The organism is Actinomadura sp. NBRC 104412, from assembly GCF_030269515.1.
GTDB lineage: Bacteria > Actinomycetota > Actinomycetes > Streptosporangiales > Streptosporangiaceae > Spirillospora.
In genome coordinates, this window is the sequence record NZ_BSTM01000046.1 from 22,029 (window position 1) to 40,394 (window position 18,366).

14 protein-coding genes are annotated in these 18,366 nt (G+C 71.3%); 3 read left to right on the forward strand and 11 right to left on the reverse strand.

Annotated features, from left to right (window positions below):
- Window positions 1-20: 20 nt before the first annotated feature.
- The 7 genes from QSK21_RS33590 to metH all read right to left on the reverse strand — a co-directional run bounded on the left by QSK21_RS33590 (window position 21) and on the right by metH (window position 10,360).
- Window positions 21-1,109, reverse strand: coding sequence for an ABC transporter ATP-binding protein (locus QSK21_RS33590; RefSeq protein ID WP_285701689.1), 1,089 nt, complete (start codon window positions 1,107-1,109; stop codon window positions 21-23).
- Window positions 1,109-2,119 carry an ABC transporter permease gene (locus QSK21_RS33595; protein WP_285701690.1) on the reverse strand — a complete coding sequence of 337 codons (1,011 nt, stop codon included), beginning with the start codon at window positions 2,117-2,119 and terminating at the stop codon, window positions 1,109-1,111. The genes QSK21_RS33590 and QSK21_RS33595 overlap by 1 nt, the downstream gene beginning before the upstream one ends.
- 95 nt (window positions 2,120-2,214) lie before the next feature.
- A complete protein-coding gene (locus QSK21_RS33600; RefSeq protein WP_285701691.1) occupies window positions 2,215-3,942 on the reverse strand; it encodes an ABC transporter substrate-binding protein in 1,728 nt (575 codons plus the stop codon).
- 62 nt (window positions 3,943-4,004) lie between these two features.
- Window positions 4,005-5,045: an ABC transporter permease gene (locus QSK21_RS33605; protein ID WP_285701693.1), complete on the reverse strand. Its 1,041-nt coding sequence runs from the start codon at window positions 5,043-5,045 to the stop codon at window positions 4,005-4,007.
- 522 nt (window positions 5,046-5,567) lie between these two features.
- Complete coding sequence (locus QSK21_RS33610) at window positions 5,568-5,993, reverse strand: hypothetical protein (RefSeq protein WP_285701694.1); 426 nt, start codon at window positions 5,991-5,993, stop codon at window positions 5,568-5,570.
- Window positions 5,994-6,199: 206 nt separating this feature from the next.
- Window positions 6,200-6,859, reverse strand: coding sequence for an HAD family hydrolase (locus tag QSK21_RS33615; protein ID WP_285701695.1), 660 nt, complete (start codon window positions 6,857-6,859; stop codon window positions 6,200-6,202).
- 21 nt (window positions 6,860-6,880) lie between these two features.
- Window positions 6,881-10,360 (reverse strand): methionine synthase, encoded by a 3,480-nt coding sequence (metH, locus tag QSK21_RS33620; protein ID WP_285701696.1) that lies wholly within the window; start codon window positions 10,358-10,360, stop codon window positions 6,881-6,883.
- A 189-nt stretch (window positions 10,361-10,549) separates the two neighbouring features.
- Here metH and QSK21_RS33625 point away from each other — a divergent pair, with 189 nt between their 5' ends.
- From QSK21_RS33625 to QSK21_RS33635, 3 genes are all read left to right on the forward strand, one after another.
- Complete coding sequence (locus QSK21_RS33625; RefSeq protein ID WP_285701697.1) at window positions 10,550-11,011, forward strand: universal stress protein; 462 nt, start codon at window positions 10,550-10,552, stop codon at window positions 11,009-11,011.
- A gap of 173 nt (window positions 11,012-11,184) precedes the next feature.
- Window positions 11,185-12,027: a PAC2 family protein gene (locus tag QSK21_RS33630; protein ID WP_285701698.1), complete on the forward strand. Its 843-nt coding sequence runs from the start codon at window positions 11,185-11,187 to the stop codon at window positions 12,025-12,027.
- A gap of 197 nt (window positions 12,028-12,224) precedes the next feature.
- Window positions 12,225-13,811 (forward strand): serine/threonine-protein kinase, encoded by a 1,587-nt coding sequence (locus QSK21_RS33635; RefSeq protein ID WP_285701700.1) that lies wholly within the window; start codon window positions 12,225-12,227, stop codon window positions 13,809-13,811.
- Window positions 13,812-13,821: 10 nt separating this feature from the next.
- Here QSK21_RS33635 and mshC read toward each other — a convergent pair whose 3' ends face one another.
- The 4 genes from mshC to QSK21_RS33655 all read right to left on the reverse strand — a co-directional run bounded on the left by mshC (window position 13,822) and on the right by QSK21_RS33655 (window position 18,032).
- Window positions 13,822-15,063, reverse strand: coding sequence for a cysteine--1-D-myo-inosityl 2-amino-2-deoxy-alpha-D-glucopyranoside ligase (gene mshC, locus QSK21_RS33640; RefSeq protein ID WP_285701701.1), 1,242 nt, complete (start codon window positions 15,061-15,063; stop codon window positions 13,822-13,824).
- A gap of 50 nt (window positions 15,064-15,113) precedes the next feature.
- Complete coding sequence (locus QSK21_RS33645; protein ID WP_285701702.1) at window positions 15,114-16,076, reverse strand: ABC transporter permease; 963 nt, start codon at window positions 16,074-16,076, stop codon at window positions 15,114-15,116.
- Between the two features lie 8 nt (window positions 16,077-16,084).
- The gene (locus QSK21_RS33650) at window positions 16,085-17,089 is read right to left on the reverse strand and encodes an ABC transporter permease (RefSeq protein WP_285701703.1); all 1,005 of its coding nucleotides are present in this window, start codon (window positions 17,087-17,089) and stop codon (window positions 16,085-16,087) included.
- 169 nt (window positions 17,090-17,258) lie between these two features.
- Complete coding sequence (locus QSK21_RS33655; RefSeq protein WP_285701705.1) at window positions 17,259-18,032, reverse strand: NRDE family protein; 774 nt, start codon at window positions 18,030-18,032, stop codon at window positions 17,259-17,261.
- Window positions 18,033-18,366 lie beyond the last annotated feature (334 nt).

Sequence of the window (18,366 nt, forward strand, 5' to 3'; positions counted from 1 at the left end):
GATGTCTCCAGTGCCCCCGGTCACAGGTGCGGGGCGATCTCGTCGGTCCAGATCTGGCGGCGCCGCTCGACGGGCAGGTGGCAGGCCACGCTGTGCCCGGGCGCCGCCTCCACCAGCTCGGGACGCTCGGTGGTCGACTTGCCGCCGTTCTCCTGCGCGTAGGCGCAGCGCGGGTTGAACGCGCAGCCCGGCGGCAGGTTGATCAGGCTGGGCGGGGTGCCCTTGATCGGCATCAGCCGCTCCTGCGGCGGCCGGTCCAGCCGCGGCACCGACCCCAGCAGCCCCCATGTGTAGGGGTGCTCGGGACGGTGGAACACGTCGCCGACGCTGCCGTACTCCACGCACCGGCCGCCGTACATCACCAGGATGTCGTCCGACAGCTCCGCGACCACCCCGAGATCGTGGGTGATCATGATGATGGCGGAGTTGAACTCCTGCTGCAGGTCCCGGATCAGGTCCAGGATCTGCGCCTGCACGGTCACGTCCAGCGCCGTGGTGGGCTCGTCGGCGATCAGCAGCTCGGGGTCGCACGACAGCGCCATCGCGATCATCGCGCGCTGCCGCATGCCGCCGGAGAACTGGTGCGGGTAGTCGTCCACCCGCCGGTCCGGCCGCGGGATCCCCACCCGGCCCAGCATGTCGATGGCGTGCTTGCGCGCCACCTGCTTGGACACGTCGTTGTGCACCCGGTACGCCTCGACGATCTGATGGCCCACCGTGTAGAACGGGTGCATCGCCGACAGCGGGTCCTGGAAGATCATCGCCATGGTGCGGCCGCGCAGCCGACGGACCTGCTCGGGCGAGGCCGACACCAGCTCCTGGCCGTCCAGCCAGATCTCCCCCGACATCCGGGCGTTGCGCCGGTTGTGCAGGCCCAGGATCCCCAGGCTCGTGACCGACTTGCCCGACCCGGACTCGCCCACGATGCCCAGCGTGCGGCCGCGGTCCAGGCGGAACGACAGCCCGTCGACCGACTTCACCAGGCCGTCGTCGGTCGGGAAGTGGATCCGCAGGTCGCGGACCTCGAGAAAGGCGTCGGGCGCCGCGCCCGCGGCCTCCGCCGGACTCGCGGCGGTGTCCTTGCCCGCGGCCTCCGCAGTGTCCCCCATCAGCTGTGCCTCACCCTCGGGTCGACGACCCCGTACAGAACGTCCACGACCAGGTTAGCCAGCACGATGAACAACGCGGCGGCCATCGTCGCACCCAGCACCACCGGCAGGTCGCTCTGGAAGATCCCGTCCAGCGCGAGCTGGCCCAGCCCGGGCAGCGAGAATGTCCGCTCGGTGATGATCGCACCGCCCAGCAACAGGCCCAGGTCCAGGCCGAACACCGTCATGATCGGGGTCAGCGTGGCGCGCAGCCCGTGCTTGACCACCACGGTCCGCTCCGGCAGCCCCTTGGCGCGCGCCGTGCGGACGAAGTCCTCGTTCATCGTCTCGAGCATGCCGGCGCGGGTGAGCCTGGCGTACAGCGCCGCGTACAGGAACGCCAGGCAGATCCACGGCAGTATCAGCGCCGTGAACCACTTCGCCGGATTGGTGGTCAGCGCGACATAGTTCACCTCAGGGAGCAACCCCCATTGGTGCACCACGAACGCCAGGCCCAGCAGCCCGGTGAAGAAGATCGGAAGGGACACCCCGGCCAGCGCCAGCGCCATCGCGGCCCGGTCGAAGATCGTCCCGCGGCGCAGCGCCGACAGCACGCCGATCGAGATGCCGCCGGCCAGCCACAGCACCGCCGCGCCGAAGGTGATCGACAGTGTCACCGGCAGCCGGTGCCCGATCTCGCTCAGCACCGACTGGTTGGTGCGGAACGAGTAGCCCAGGCAGGGCGCCGGGCAGCGGATGGTCTGGGTGCCGGTGTCGTAGGTGTCGCCCGCCACGATGGCCTTGACGAACTTGCCGTACTGGACGGCCACCGGGTCGTCCAGGCCGAACCTGTCCTTGATCGCCTCAAGCGTCGCCGCGTCCGGGGTCTTGCCGGCGTAGCGCGCCGCGAGCTGGTCGGTGGTCACACCGGCGGCCTTGGGCACGAGGAAGAAGATGCCGAACACCACCGCGCTGATGACCAGCAGCAGGCCGATCGAGCCGATGAGACGGCGAACGATGAATGTGACCACAGTGTCCGGCGTGGGCGGCCGGCGGGGGTTGGCCCCGCCGGCCGCCCGCTGCCTTCACCTGCCTTCTCTCAGGTAGTACGGGGTTGGTGCGGACGTCAGCCGGCCACGCCCAGGTTGGCGTAGTCGTACATCCCGAAGCCCGCGTGGAAGTAGACGTTCGTCACGTTGGCCGGCCGGTACACCAGCGACTTGGCGTACACGTTCGGGATCACCGACGCGTCCTTGCGCCAGATGTCGTCCACCTGGTTGTAGATCTGGGCGCGGGCGTTGGCGTCGGTCAGCTTGACGACGTCGTTCCACATCTTGTTGATCTCAGGCAGGTCCAGCTCCGACATGTTGGCGTTGCCGGTCGGCACGATCGCCTTGCCGTCGGTGATGGGCTGCAGGTAGCCGTAGCCGGTGTTCCAGTCGGGGGCCCACCCGTAGGTGCCCAGGCCGATCTTCTCGCGGGCCACGAACGCCGGCGCGCCGAACTGCTCGTTGGTGTAGGTGCCCGACGGGAAGCCCTTCAGCGTCAGCTTGATGCCGGCCTTGGCGAGCGACTGCTGCAGCGCCTCGGCCACCGCCTTTTCCTTCGGGCGGTCGCTGCGGTAGACCATCGTCGTGGAGAAGCCGTTGGGCTGCCCGCACTTGGCGAGGGCGGCCTTGGCCTGGTTCACGTCACCGGTGTAGTTCGGGTCCGCCTTGGTGTAGTAGTCGGTGCCCTTCTGGCGGCCGATCACGTTCGGGGGCTGGATCGAGGTGGCCGGTTCGCCACCGACGGCACCGCCGTAGGCCCGGTACATCGCCGCCCGGTCGGCCGCGTACACGATCGCCTTGCGGCACTCGATGTTCGGGATGGTCTTCCGGTTGATCGGCACGAACCAGTGGAAGCCGGCCAGCGGGTTGTCGGCGTTCCCCTTCAGCTTGGGGTCGGTGAGGATCTTCTGCCGCGCGGCGGTCTGCACGCCGGAGCCCGGCAGGTCGATGTGCAGCGTCCCCGCCAGCAGCCGGTTGTCGATCTCCTCGGCCTTCAGCCCGGACTGGATCTCGATGCGGTCCGGGAGCTGCTTGCGGTTGGGGTCGGTCGACTGGTCCCAGTAGGTGTTGCGCACCAGCGCGCCACCCTGCTTGGGCCGGTAGTTGCCCTCCCACTTGTAGGGGCCGCTGGAGAAGGGACGCTCGGTGTACTTCACACCGGTGTCCTTGGCCTGCGGCACCGGGGCGGTCTGCCCGCTGAACCCGACGAGCTGGTCGAACTCGGCGAACGGGTCCTTCAGCTTGAACACGACGGTGTAGTCGTCGGGGGTCTCGACGCCCTTGAAGTTGTCGAGGTTCTTGTCCTTGAACGGACCCTCGTAGCCCTCGGCGTCCAGCAGCTGGGTGAAGTACGACGGGCCGTTGCGGATCACGCTGCGGTCGAAGGTGCGCGCGACCGCGTACTTGATGTCCTTGGCCTTGATCTCGGTGCCGTCTTCGTACTTGATGCCGCGCTTGAGCTTGTAGGTCCAGGTGCGGCCGCCGTCGCTGGGCGTGCCCATCGACTGCGCCAGGTCCGGCGAGAACGTGGCGCCCTCCTGGCCCGGCTTGGACGCGTAGGTGATCAACGTCCGGGAGTACAGGCGCAGGAAGTTGTTGCCGTAGGCGTAGTAGATGTTGGCGGGGTCCAGGGACTCGAAGTCGTCCGGCTGGGCCATCTTCAGAACCCCGCCCTTGCGGTCGGACGGGTTCACGACCTGCGTGGCGGCGGCGTTGAACTGACCGGTTCCGCCGTCCCCATCATCGCCGGAGTCGCCGCCGCAGGCGGACAGTCCGAGACTCAGCACGACGGCTGTGGCCGCCATGCTGGTCACGACCTTGGGAGATTTCATTGCTTCCCTTTCGCTATACCGGTTCTTGGCCGGGGTCATCGGGCGCGTGGGTCCAGGGCGTCGCGCAGCCCGTCACCGAAGAGGTTGAAGGCCAGCACGGTGACGAAGATCGCGAGGCCCGGGACGATCACGAAGTGGGGGGCTACCGTGTACAGCTCCGTGGCGGCCGACAGCATCCCTCCCCATGACGGGTCGGGCGGGTTGATACCGACGCCCAGGAAGGACAGCGCGGCCTCGAACAGGATGTTGGTCGGGATCAGCAGGGTCGAGTACACCAGGATCGGCGCGACCAGGTTGGGCAGGATCTCCTTGAAGAGGATGTGGGAGTTGCGGGCGCCCAGGCTGCGCGCCGCGTCCACGAACTCCCGCTCCCGCAGGGACAGCGTCTGCCCGCGGATGATGCGCCCGATGTAGGGCCAGTTGAAGAACCCGATGATGAACACCAGCACGGCCATCCGCAGGGCGTTGCCCTCCAGCGTGATCACGTGCAGGAGGTCCGGGCCGAACGGCAGGATGTCCATCTGGTTCGGGATCACCCCGACCAGCGAGATCGCGAACAGCACCAGCGGGAAGGCCAGGAAGATGTCCATCAGCCGGGCGATCAGGGTGTCGACCCAGCCGCCGAAGTAGCCGGCCAGGATGCCGGCGATCGTGCCGAGCGCCACCGACAGGAGGGTCGCCAGCACGCCGATCAGGATCGACACCCGGGCGCCGTAGAGGATGCGGCTGAACAGATCGCGCCCGTTGACCGGCTCGATGCCGAAGATGTGGTCGCCGCTGATGCCGCCGAACGACCCGGTCGGGCTGCCCAGGGTGGGGTCCACCAGGTTCTGGTGGAACTCGTTGGGCGGGGAGCCGCCCAGGCGCACCAGCAGGTCGGTCACTCCCGGCAGCGCCACCACGATCAGCAGCAGGACGAAGATGCCCCCTGCCATCGCCACCTTGTCGCGACGCAACCGCATCCAGGCGATCTGCCCGAGGGAGCGTCCCTGGATGGCCTTGCGCTCGACACCGGTGAGCACGGCGTCGGGCTGGGCCTGCTGGTCCGACCCGGACACCTCGATCGGTGCGGTCACGCTCCGTACCTCCTACCCTCGCGACGCCGCGCCGCCTAACGGGGTCAGGAGGCGGAGATCGTCCGCCGCTCATGCCCGTTACGCCACGTTTGCTGGAGGGAAACCTAGTCCTTCGAGGACGACTGTCCATCCGTTGCGGCGGCCTCGGCCAGTACCCGTTTCAGACTTGTGATCTCGTCGTCATCTCGGGCACACGCGATCCGCACAATGCAATGGCAAAGCGCACGAATAGTACGCGCGCCCGGCAAGTGCACCGCAACACCCGGACCGGTCTAGACCAGGAAGCTTTACCGTTCTGAGTCCGATTCGATACCGTTCGTGCGCAGGTCAGGGCGTCCGCGATGGACAAAATGGACGCAGGGCTTCGGGTGGGGCGGAGGATGCCCGCGGGGCCCGTGTGACGGCCTCCCGGGGGCGCGCCGCCCCCCGGGAACGCGAACGCCGACCGGCGTCGCGCCGGTCGGCGTTCGTTGTGATTTCGCTCACGACCCCTGGCGGGCCGTCTTTACCCAATCGGTGTGATCATTTGATACCACGATTACGGAGAATCTCCTCGATCTCCGCCATCTCGGGATCGGCGGCCGGCTCGACGGCCTTGGGCGCCTTGGAGCCTCGGCCCGCGGCCTTGCGCTCCGCACGGCCGCCCGTCTCGCCCCGGGCCGACGCGCCGCCCACGGCGCCCGCGCGGCGGCTGAGCATCACACCGGAGGTCAGGTAGAGCACGACGGCCAGGCCCGCCACGCCCACGCCCGCCCACCGGGACGGGCTGAAGGTCAGCTCGACGAAGAACTCCGTCACGCCCGTCATGGCGGCGGCCAGCGGCACCAGCGACAGGGCGGCCCCGCGCAGCGCCGGCGCGGCGCCGCGCCGGCGGTACACCCCCCAGCTGATGATCAGGCCCAGCAGCGTGACGCCGAAACAGATCGCGTCAACGGCGGTGTCCGTCATGACCGCCCCCTCACTCTCCCGCGGTCGTCCTTTCCCCCATGCTCACACGGTACGCGCCATATGCGCTCCTCCGCGGGGACGGTTTCCGCGATGCCCCGGCTCCTCCCTTCGCGTGATCCGTCCCCTAGGGACGCCCACCGCGGTATCAGGGACCGGCACCCGCCCCGGTATCACAACACGAGTGAGTATCTGGACACGAGGGGACATCAGGACACGAGGGAACGCAGCAATGCCAGGTCAACCTCTCGCAACGATTCGACGACGGTACGGCCGGGGCCGGGTTGCACCGGCAGCAGGCAGGGCACCGCCACCACCGCGCAGCCCGCCGCCTCCGCCGCCCGGACGCCGGTCGGCGAGTCCTCCAGCACCACGCAGCGGCCCGGGACGGCGCCCAGCCGCGCCACCGCGGTCAGGTACGGCTCAGGGTCGGGCTTGGTGCGGGACACCTCGTCACCGGCGACGCTGAGGGCGAAGAACTCCCGGCCGACCGCGTCCAGGACCGGGTCGACCAGCACGCGGTGGCTGGAGGAGACCAGGGCGGCGGGCAGGCCCGCGTCCCGGACCTGGACGAGCAGATCCTTGGCGCCCGGCATCATCGGCACGCAGGAGCTCAGCCGCTCCACCATGCCGTCCACCATCCGCCGGCCCACCTCGGCGGCCGACACGTCCGCGCCGGTCAGCTCCACCATGTAGGCCGACGCCCTGTCCAGCGACGAGCCGACCAGGAGCTTCTGCTGCTCGGGCCCCCAGGTGCCGCCGAGCCAGGCCATGGTCTCGGTCTCCACCTCCAGCCACAGCCGCTCGGAGTCGATCAGCAGCCCGTCCATGTCGAACAGGACGGCCCGCAGCCCCCCGACGTCCCCCACGCGCGCGTTCCTCCCCACGGGTCAGGTGTTGAAGTACTTGGCCTCGGGATGGTGGACGACCAGCGCGTCCGCCGACTGCTCGGGGACGAGCTGGAGCTCCTCCGACAGGCTCACGCCCACCCGCTCGGGGGCCAGCAGCCGCACCAGGGTGGCGCGGTCCTCCAGGTCGGGGCAGGCGGCGTAGCCGAAGGAGAACCGGGCGCCGCGGTAGCCGAGCTTGAAGAAGTCCTCCACGTCGGCCGGGTCCTCCGCGCCGAAGCCCAGCTCGGCGCGGATCCGCGCGTGCCAGTACTCCATCAGCGCCTCGGTCAGCTGCACCGACAGGCCGTGCAGCTCCAGGTAGTCGCGGTAGGCGTTCTTGGCGAACAGCTCGGCGGTGGCCTCGCTGATCTTCGACCCGACCGTGACGAGCTGGAACGCGGCCACGTCCACCTCGCCCGACTCGCGCGAACGGAAGAAGTCGGCCAGGCACAGGTGCCGGTCGCGGCGCTGCCGGGGGAAGGTGAACCGCTCCCGCTCCGACCCGTCGTCGTTCAGCAGCACCAGGTCGTTGCCCTCGCCGACGGCCGGGAAGTACCCGTACACGACGGCGGCCTCGATCAGCCCCTCGGTCTGGACGCGGTCGAGCCACATCCGCAGCCGGGGACGGCCCTCGGTCTCCACCAGCTCCTCGTAGGAGGGGCCGTCGCCGCCGCGGGCGGGCTTGAGGCCCCACTGGCCCATGAACGTGGCCCGCTCGTCCAGGAACGCCGCGTAGTCGTTCAGCGGGATGCCCTTGACGATCCGGTCGCCCCAGAACGGCGGCTCGGGCACCGGGTTGTCGGTGGCCACGTCGGAGCGGGACGGCAGGTCCTCCGGCTCGGTGACCTCGAACCTGGGGCCGCGGCGCCTGACGCGGCGCTCGCGCAGCGGCGGCAGGCTCGCGCCCTCCTCGCCGCGCTTGACGGCCATGAACGCGTCCATCAGCCGCAGGCCCTCGAACGCGTCACGGGCGTAGCGGACCTCGCCGTCGAACAGCTCGGCCAGGTCCTGCTCGACATAGGCGCGGGTGAGGGCGGCGCCGCCCAGCAGCACCGGCCACCTGTCGGCCACGCCGCGGGAGTTCAGCTCCTCCAGATTCTCCTTCATGATCACCGTGGACTTCACCAGCAGCCCGGACATGCCGATCACGTCGGCGCGCTCGTTCTCGGCGGCCTGCACGATCGCCGACATCGGCTGCTTGATGCCGAGGTTGACCACCTCGTAGCCGTTGTTGGACAGGATGATGTCGACCAGGTTCTTGCCGATGTCGTGCACGTCGCCCTTGACGGTGGCCAGCACGATCCGGCCCTTGCCGCCGTCCTCGGACTTCTCCATGTGCGGCTCGAGGTAGGCCACCGCGGTCTTCATCACCTCGGCGGACTGGAGGACGAACGGCAGCTGCATCTGGCCGGAGCCGAACAGCTCGCCGACCGTCTTCATGCCGTCCAGCAGGACGTCGTTGACGATCTCCAGGGCGGGCCGCTGGGTGAGGGCCTCGTCCAGGTCGGCGGGCAGGCCGTCCAGCTCGCCGTCCACGATGCGGCGCTTGAGCCGCTCCCACAGCGGCAGCGCGGCCAGCTCGGCGGCGCGGCCGGCCTTCAGCGCCTTGGTGTCCACGCCCTCGAACAGCTCCATGAACCGGTGCAGCGGGTCGTAGCCCTCCGAGCGCCGGTCGTAGACCAGGTCGAGGGCGACCTTGCGCTGCTCCTCGGGGATCCGCGCCATCGGCAGGATCTTGGACGCGTGCACGATCGCCGAGTCCAGGCCGGCGTCCACGCACTCGTGCAGGAACACCGAGTTCAGCACGATGCGGGCGGCCGGGTTCAGCCCGAACGACACGTTCGACAGGCCCAGCGTCGTCTGCACGTTCGGGTGCAGCCGCTTGAGCTCACGGATCGCCTCGATCGTCTCCAGCGCGTCGCGGCGCGACTCCTCCTGGCCGGTGCCGATGGTGAAGGTGAGGCAGTCGACGATGATGTCCTCGACCCGCATGCCCCAGTTGCCGGTCAGCTCCCGGATCATCCGGTCGGCGACCCGGACCTTCCACTCGGCGGTGCGGGCCTGCCCCTCCTCGTCGATGCACATGACCACGACCGCGGCGCCGTGCTCGCGGACGATCGGCATCAGCCGCCGCAGCTTGGAGCCCTCGCCGTCGCCGTCCTCGAAGCTGACCGAGTTGACCACGGCGCGGCCGCCGAGCATCTCCAGGCCCGCCTCGATCACGGGGGTCTCGGTGGAGTCCAGGACGATCGGCAGCGTGGCGGCGGTGGCGAACCGGAACGCCAGCTCCTTCATGTCGCGGACGCCGTCGCGGCCGACGTAGTCCACGCACAGGTCGATCATGTGCGCGCCGTCCCGCGCCTGGTCCCGGGCGATCTTGACGCAGTCGTCCCAGCGCTCCTCCAGCATCGCCTCCCGGAACGCCTTGGAGCCGTTGGCGTTGGTGCGCTCGCCGATGGCCAGGTAGGAGGTGTCCTGCCGGAACGGGACGTGCTGGTAGAGGGAGGCGGCGCCGTGCTCGGGACGGCTCCTGCGCTCGGCTATCTGGCGTCCGCCGACCCGCTCCACGACCTGCCGCATGTGCTCGGGCGTCGTCCCGCAGCAGCCGCCCACCAGGGACAGCCCGAAGTCGCGGGTGAAGGTGTCGTGCGCGTCGGCCAGCTCGTGCGGGGTCAGCGGGTAGTGGGCGCCGTCGGCGGTCAGCTCGGGCAGGCCCGCGTTCGGCATGCACGACAGCCCGATCCGGGCGTGCCGGGCCAGGTAACGCAGGTGCTCGCTCATCTCCGCGGGGCCGGTGGCGCAGTTCAGGCCGATCAGGTCCAGCTCCAGGGGCTCCAGCGCGGTCAGCGCCGCGCCGATCTCCGAGCCCATCAGCATCGCGCCGTTCTGCTCGATGGTGACCTGCGCGATCAGCACCGTGTCCGCGCCCGCGGCGGCGATGGCGCGCTTGGCGCCGATCAGCGCGGCCTTGGCCTGCAGCAGGTCCTGGCAGGTCTCCACCAGCAGCGCGTGCGCCCCGCCCGCGAGCAGCCCCTCGGCGGTGCGCCGGTAGGCGTCGCGCAGCTCGGCGAAGGTCACATGGCCCAGCGTGGGCAGCTTGGTGCCCGGCCCGATCGACCCGATCACCCAGCGGGGCCGGTCCGGGGTGGAGTAGCGGTCGGTGACCTCCCGCGCCAGCCGGGCCCCCGCCTCGGCCAGCTCGTGGATGCGGTCGGTGATGCCGTACTCGCCGAGGTTCCCGAGGTTGGCGCCGAAGGTGTTGGTCTCGACGCAGTCCACTCCGGCGTCCAGGTAGGCCGCGTGGACGCCGCGGACGATGTCGGGGCGGCTGACGTTCAGGATCTCGTTGCAGCCCTCGTGACCCTCGTAGTCGTCCAGCGTGGGACCCGCGTCCTGGAGCATCGTCCCCATGCCCCCGTCGGCCACGACGACACGCTGCCTGAGGGCCTGACGCAATGACTGCGAAGTGGGAATGCTCATGGTGCCCCAGCCTAGCCGGGACGGTAAAGCGCCCGTGCGCCGCCTCGGAGGCGGGCGGGCGTCCCCTTCGCGCATGCCCGTGACGGATGGGTCACCGGGAGGATAAGTTGCCACCGGACCTACTCCCCGGTAAGCACACCCTGGACCCACACACACTCCCGAATCCCCCCGGCCCCCAAGGAACCAGCAATGAGCGCGTACCGCACCATCCTCGTCGGCACCGATGGCTCGGACTCCTCCTTCCGCGCGGTCGACCGGGCCGCCCAGCTGGCCGCCGCCACCGGCGCCACGCTGCTGCTCGCCACCGCCTACAACCAGATGCCCGAGCGGGAACGGCTGGAGGCCGCCGACCGCCTGGGCGACCTGGCCTACAAGGTGCAGGGCTCCACCCCCGCCGAGGACGCGCTGCGCGCCGCCAGGGAACGGGCCGTCGCCGCCGGCGCCGGTGACATCGAGCAGGAGGCCCGCGAGGGCGACGCCGTCGATGTGATCAGCAAGCTGGCCAGGGACCGCGCCGCCGACCTGGTCGTGGTGGGCAACCGCGGCCTCAACAGCCTGGCCGGGCGGATCCTGGGGTCGGTGCCCGCCAACCTCTCCCACCGGGCGCCGTGCGACGTGCTGATCGTCCACACCACCGATGGGAAGCGGTGAGCCCCGGCGGGCCGCCCCGGCGAGCGCCCCGGTGAGATCGGGGCGCCGCAACGGTAGGGGACGCGCCCGCTCAGGACGTAGGCTGACAGGCACCGATCATGGCCCGGGACCCCTGCCCCGGGAATGACGGCTCCCGCGGTGACGCTGTACCCGACGTCGGAAGGAGGCAGCGCGTGGTCGAGCTCGAAAGCGTGCCCGAACTCGTCGATCCGGTGCTCGTGGCGGCCTTTGAGGGGTGGAACGACGCCGGAGAGGCCGCCAGCGGGGTCATCCAGCACCTGGAGTCGACCTGGGAGGCCGTCCCGATCGCCGAACTCGACCCGGACGACTACTACGACTTCCAGGTCACCCGTCCGATCATCGAGATGAGCGACGGCGAGAGCCGCGGCATCATCTGGCCGACCACCCGGGTCTCCTGGAGCCGTCTGCCGTCCGGGCGGGACGTGGTCCTGGTCCACGGCATCGAGCCCAACATGCGGTGGCGGTCGTTCTGCCGCGAGCTGGTCGGGCTGATGCTGGAGCTGAACGTGCAGAACGTCGTCCTGCTGGGCGCCCTCCTGGCCGACGCGCCGCACACCCGCCCCGTCCCGGTGACCGGGGCGGCGTCGGAGGCGGGGCTGGTCACCACCCTGCACCTGGAGCCGACCCGGTACGAGGGGCCCACCGGCATCCTGGGCGTCCTCCAGGACGCCTGCGCCAAGGCCGGGCTGAGCACCGTGTCGCTGTGGGCGGCGGTCCCCCACTACGTCGCCCAGCCGCCCTCCCCCAAGGCCACCCTCGCCCTGCTGCGCCGCGTCGAGGACCTGCTCGACGTCACCGTCCCGCTCGGGGAGCTGCCCGAGGAGGCGCGAGCCTGGGAGAACGGCGTCAACGAGCTCGCCGAGGAGGACTCCGAGGTCGCCGAGTACGTGCGGACGCTGGAGGAGCAGAAGGACGCCACCGAGCTGCCCGAGGCCAGCGGCGACGCCATCGCCCGCGAGTTCGAGCGTTACCTGAGACGCCGCGACGCGGGCTGAGGCCCGTCCCGCTTTCGGCGGAGGCCCGGATCGCCCGCCACGGCGGCGATCCGGGCCTCCGCGTGCGCCGGAGCCGTCCGCGAGGTGAGGCGTTTCCCTTGCGGACGGCGGGCGACCGCTGCGAAGGTGCGCTTTGGACGGGATAATGCGACAGCTCCCCATGCCCGCGAAACGCCGCTGAACGAAAGGGAGGGCCTGTGCCGGAGGCCCAGCCGCTGCAGCCTGAGGATCCCAGGCGCCTGGGTGCCTACGAACTGGTCGGGCGGCTCGGCTCCGGCGGCCAGGGCACGGTCTTCCTGGCCACCGGGCCCGGCGGCGAACGGGTCGCGGTCAAGCTGCTGCGGGTCACCTTCGAGGACGACGGCACCGCGCGCGCCCGGTTCATCCGCGAGACGGCCGTGGCGCGGCAGGTCGCCCGGTTCTGCACCGCGCAGGTCCTGGACGCCGACATGGCCGGGGACAACCCCTACCTGGTCAGCGAGTACGTCCCCGGCCCCTCGCTGAGCCGGCAGGTCGCCCAGGAGGGCCCGATCACCGGCGGCGCGCTGGAACGGCTCGCGGTCAACACCGCCAGCGCGCTGGCCGCCATCCACCGCGCCGGGATCGTCCACCGCGACCTCAAGCCGCACAACGTGCTGCTGGGACCCGACGGGCCACGGGTGATCGACTTCGGCCTGTCCCGCGTCCTGGACGCGGCCGGCGCCACCGGCGGCCGTCCCGTCGGCACCCCCGGCTACATGGCGCCCGAACAGGTCACCGGCGGCGATGTCGGGCCGCCCGCCGACGTGTTCGCCTGGGGCGCCACGATGACCTTCGCGGCCACCGGGCGTCCCCCGTTCGGCTCGGACTCGATCACCGCCGTGACCCACCGCGTGCTGCACGAGGAGCCCGACCTGGGCGACCTCGGCGGCGAGCTGCGCGGCCTGGTCGCCGCCGCCCTCGACAAGGACCCGGCGCGGCGCCCCACCGCCGCGCAGGTCCTGCTGCGGCTGGTCGGCCACGACGAGGCGTTCGCCACGCAGACCGCCGCGGCCCCACCGGACGCCACCAGCACCGACCCTCCTCCTCCGGCCCAGCAGGGCACGGCGCCGACCGCGCCCGTCGAGGCGGAGACGACGGCCGGCAACGACGGCGGCAGCGGGGCGCCCGTCACGCCGTCCGGACCGTCCGGTCCACACCGTCCACGCCGTCCGCGCGGGCGCGGCAGGCGGGGCAGGCGCAGGCGGGGCAGCAGGCTGCCCGCCGCGCTGGCGGCGCTGGGCATCGCGGCGGCCGCCGGCGGCGGCACCTACGGCGTCATGGCCCTGGCCGCCTCCGGCGAAGGCCAGGGCACCTCGGCGTCCGGGCCGTCCGGCGTCTCCCCCGCGGCCTCGGACGCGCCCACCGGCACCGGCCGCACGAGCCGCGCCCCAAGCGACCCCTCGCGCGCCACCCCGTCCCGGCACGTCCCGCGGAGCCCCGGCACGCGGCCGTCCAGACCCGGCGGCGGACCGGCCCCGACCGGCGGGCACGGCGAGGACGAGGACAAGCCGTCCGACCCGCCGCCCGAGCCCGTGGTGCTGGGCGCCCCCGACCCGCAGCGGTACTGCGCCGCGGACGGGGACCGCAAGGCGTCCTTCCGCTCCGGCCGGTGGTACTGCGTGCGCACGGGGGACGGCGTGGGCATCGACACCCCGATCACGATGACGCAGGTGTGCCGGTCACAGTACGACCCGGCCGCCGGGTCGCGCCTCGGCGGCGACGCGGGCGTGCCCGCCGACTGGGACTGCTACGTCCTGCGCTGACCCGCGTCCGCTACAGGGCGACCCCGAGGAGGGCGTCGGCCAGGGCACGGATCTGGGCGGGCGCGTCGGGGTCGTCGCCCGGGGAGGCGGCCCACCGGTCGATGGCCGCCAAGGCGGACGGCGCGTCCAGGTCGTCGGCCAGGAGGCCGCGGACCTCGGCCGCGACGGGGGCGGCCGCGGGACCCGAAGGGCGGGCGACGGCGGCGCGCCAGCGGTCCAGGCGGGCTCCGGCGGCCTCCAGCCCGGAGTCCGTCCACTCCCAGTCGGAACGGTAATGGTGCGCCAGCAGGGCCAGGCGGATCGCCATCGGGTCGGTCCCGCCGCGCCGCAGCTTGGAGACGAACACCAGGTTGCCCTTGGACTTGGACATCTTCTCGCCGTCCAGCCCGACCATGCCCGCGTGCACGTAGACCTTGGCGTGGGGCCGCTCCCCCGTGGCCACCTGGGCGTGCGACGCGCTCATCTCGTGGTGCGGGAACGCGAGGTCCGAGCCGCCGCCCTCGACGTCGAAGCCCATCCCCAGGTACTCGATGGAGATCGCCGAGCATTCCACGTGCCAGCCCGGGCGGCCCTCGCCGAACGGGGAGTCCCAGTACGGCTCGCCCGGGCGGCGCGCCGACCACAGCAGGGCGTCCAGGGGGTCCTTCTTGCCGTCCCGGTCCGGGTCGCCGCCGCGCTCGGCGAACAGCGGCCCCATCTCCTGCCGGGACAGCCCGCTCACCGCGCCGAACGCCGGGTCGGCCGCGACGGGGAAGTAGACGTCGCCGTCCACCTCGTAGGCGGCGCCCTTGCCCCGCAGCTTCTCCACCATCTCCACGACCAGCGGGATCGACTCGACCGCGCCGACGTACACATCCGGCGGCAGGATCCGCAGCGCGACCATGTCCTGCCGGAACAGCTCGATCTCCCGGTCGGCCAGCTCCCGCCAGTCCTGGCCGGTCTCTCTGGCGCGTTCCAGCAGCGGATCATCGACATCGGTGGCGTTCTGGACATAGCGCACCGTGTGCCCCAGATCCCGCCACACCCGGTTCACCAGATCGAAGGCGAGGTAGGTGTTGGCATGCCCCATGTGGGTCGCGTCGTAGGGCGTGATGCCGCACACGTACATCCGGGCCGTCTCGCCGGGCGCCGTGGGCCGGACCGAACCGGAGGCGGTGTCGTAAAGGCGCAGGGCACCGTCCCCCTTATGGTCGGCAGAGGGCAGTCCCGCAGCGGTGAGGCTGGGCACAGGGGGAGCGGGCCACGATCGCATACCCGAAAGCTTAGCCATGCCCGTTTCCTGCCCCCACGCCGAGATCGTTTTCAGGCGCGGGCGATCCGCGGGTCGAGCCTGCGGTGCCCCACGTCCACCACCAGGTTCGCGGCGACCACGAACACCGTGACCAGCAGCGTCACCCCGATGATCACAGGCGTGTCGCCCGCCGCGACCGACTGGTAGACAAGCTGGCCCACCCCCTGAAGCCCGAACACCTTCTCGGTCACGATCGTGGAGCCCACCAGCGTCCCCACGTCGATGCCGAACTGGGTGACCACCGGGGCCAGGGCGGCCCGCAGCCCGTGCCGGTAGATCACGCGGCGTTCGCGCATGCCCTTCGAGCGGGCCGTGCGGATGTAGTCCTCGTCCAGCACGTCCAGCAACGCGCCACGGGTGAGGCGGGCGTAGGCGGCCAGCAGCAGGAACGCCAGCGACACCCACGGCAGCACCATCCGCTGCCAGAAATGCTCCCGCAGCGGCGGACCGGCCTCGAAGAAGCCCAGCCCCGCCTCACCCGCCTTGGTGGAGAACACGTACAGCATGACCAGCGCCATCACGAAGGCCGGGGTGGACATCCCGGCCAGCACGACGACGGTGGACGCGCGGTCCCACAGGCCGCGGGCACGGGTGGCGCACAGCACGCCGATCGCCACGCCACCGGCCAGCCACAGCACCGCGGCGCCGGACACGAGCCACAGCGTGGTCGGGAGCCGCTCGGCGATGAGGCTCGCCACGGGGGTTCCGTTGACGTAGGAGTCGCCCAGATCGCCGCGCATCAGGCGCAGCATGAACTCCCCGTACTGCACCAGCAGCGGGCGGTCCAGCCCCAGGTTCCGGCGGATGCACCTGAGGGCGGCGGCGTCGGCGCGCGGCCCCCCGAGCACACGTTCCACGGGGAGGGGCGACAGGTGCAGGAACGCGAACACCAGCGTCGACACCAGCCACAGCACGACGACCGCGTGCAGCAGGCGCCGCACGGCGAGCGAGGCCAGACCCTCCGACGCGCGCACGGCGCCGCTCACCCCTTCCGGACGGACGTGCCGCCGTCCGGGCCCAGCGCGTCGCGGACGCCGTCGCCCAGCAGGTTGAACGACAGCGTGGTCCCCAGCAGCAGCGCGCCGGGCACGGCCAGCAGCCACCAGGCGGACCGGAACGCCTCACCGCCCTCCCCCAGCATCCCGCCCCAGCTCGGCACCGGCGCCCGCACCCCCACGCCGAGGAACGACAGCGTCGCCTCGAACACGATCGCGGTCGGAATCATCAGCGCGGTCAGGACGATCACGGGCCCCGCCAGGTTCGGCAGGATCTCCCCGTACATGATCCGGACCGGGCCGGCGCCGAGCGCGCGCGCCGCCTCCACGAACCCCTGCCGCTTCAGCGACAGCACCTCGGCGCGCACCACCCGCCCCAGCGCGGCGAACGAGAAGAACGCGATCACCAGCATGGTCATGGCCAGGCCCGCGCCGGTCGAGGAGAGCTGGAACGTGGTCGCCAGCGTGATCGCCACCAGCAGGTAGGGCAGCGCCAGCGTGATGTCCATCAGCCGGGCCAGCAGCGCGTCCAGCACCCCGCCCGCGAACCCCGCGACCAGCCCCGCCGCCACGCCCGCCAGCGCGGCCAGCGCCGCCGACCCCACGCCCACCAGCAGCGACACACGCGCGCCGTAGGCGGCACGGACCAGCACGTCACGGCCAAGCTGGTCGGCGCCCAGCCAGAACTCCCGGCCGGGACCCACCGGCTGCCCGTAGGCGTCCAGGCCCGTCCGGGGGAACGTCGCGTCGTAGGGATGCCCCGTCAGGGACGCCCACAGCGGCGCCAGCAGCGCGAACACGACGATCGCCGCCAGCACCGCCAGCGCGGCCATCGCGGTCCGGTCGCGGCGCAGCCGCAGCCACGCCAGCACGAACGAGGAGCGTGCCAGGACGTCCACCGGCGCGCCGCCGTCCAGGATGTCGCGCTCCCCCGGGGGCGGCTCCGCCTCCGGCCGCGGGGCATCCCGCACGGGGGTCCTGGTGAACAGCATCACGCGGCCCCCGTGGCCGCACCCGCCGCCCTGCCGGTCATGCGCCCTCCCTAGACCGGTGCCCCGCCCCCTCGCGGACACCACAAAGATCGCACGAAGTAGTCAAGGTAGCACTTAGCGTGATCCAGAAAAGGCGTTCAGAGAATTTCGGCGGGAATCTCGGGGGTTCTCAGGCCACGCGCGTCCACTCAGCGCCCGCAGCGCGGACGGCGGCGAAGTCGTAGCGGACCCCGTCGCGGGCCAGGCCGATCAAGGAGACCGACGTGGTGCCCCAGACGCGACCATCGTCCAGGTTCACCATCGGCAGCAGCGACGCCTGGTCGGAACGGGCCAAGCCGCCGCCCGCCGCCAGCGGTAACCACTCACCCCACGCCTCCTCGACACCGGAGTCATCGGCGCGCGGCACCGGACGCCGGGCCGCCGCGAACAACGGCCGGAAATGCGCCTTACGCGCCTCCATGTGGGCGTCCTCGATCGCGCCCATCTGGCGTCCCTCCCCCTCAAGCCCACTGTTCAGGACCATGTGAAGGCCAGGCCCCAGATTGCGCTCGTCCAGGTCCACCCCGTTCCAATGCCACAACCGCACACGATCCGGCTCGGCACCGATCAGCAGGAACGGGTCGTACCGCGGCAGCTCCAGATCCTCCGGCGCCAGCCTGCCCTCAGCCGCGACACGTAACGGAAGCTCACCGCGCGACAACCTGCCGTCCTCCGGCGCCATCACACCACGCGCGTTCAACACAGTGGAAACACGCGGCGCCTCCGTGTCGACCGCCAGCCACGTACCCCCGGCACGCAGATCAAGCCCGCCGATCAGACCAGGCCGATCAGGCCAATGCCGCCCCGGCGGCACCCAAGGCCGCTCCACGAACTCATCACGCACCCCCACCAGAAGAACCGGCACCGAAGACGACGGGTCAACACTCAAGATCGCCGTGCACATCTGTCTATATTGCAAGCACGAGCTGCGCTGTGTTTATTGGCGGTGCCTGCGGCGTCGGGCGCTGGGCGCCCTCCTTCTCCGGCACCGCGTGCGATCGCTGCATCGCTCCGACTCGCCTAGAGGCTCGCTACGCGATCAGGTTCCTCGCAAGCTCGGAACCTGCCTTCGGACGCGATCGCAACGCTTGGGCGCCGTTCGGGGTTGGGGGTGTTGATTCCGCCTGAAGACTGACCCTGTGGTTCCGGCCGAATCGTGACCCGCCCCTGGACCCTGGTGAGGTGTTGAAGGTGGAGGACTGGGCGGAGATCCGTCGGTTGCACCGGGCTGAGGGGCT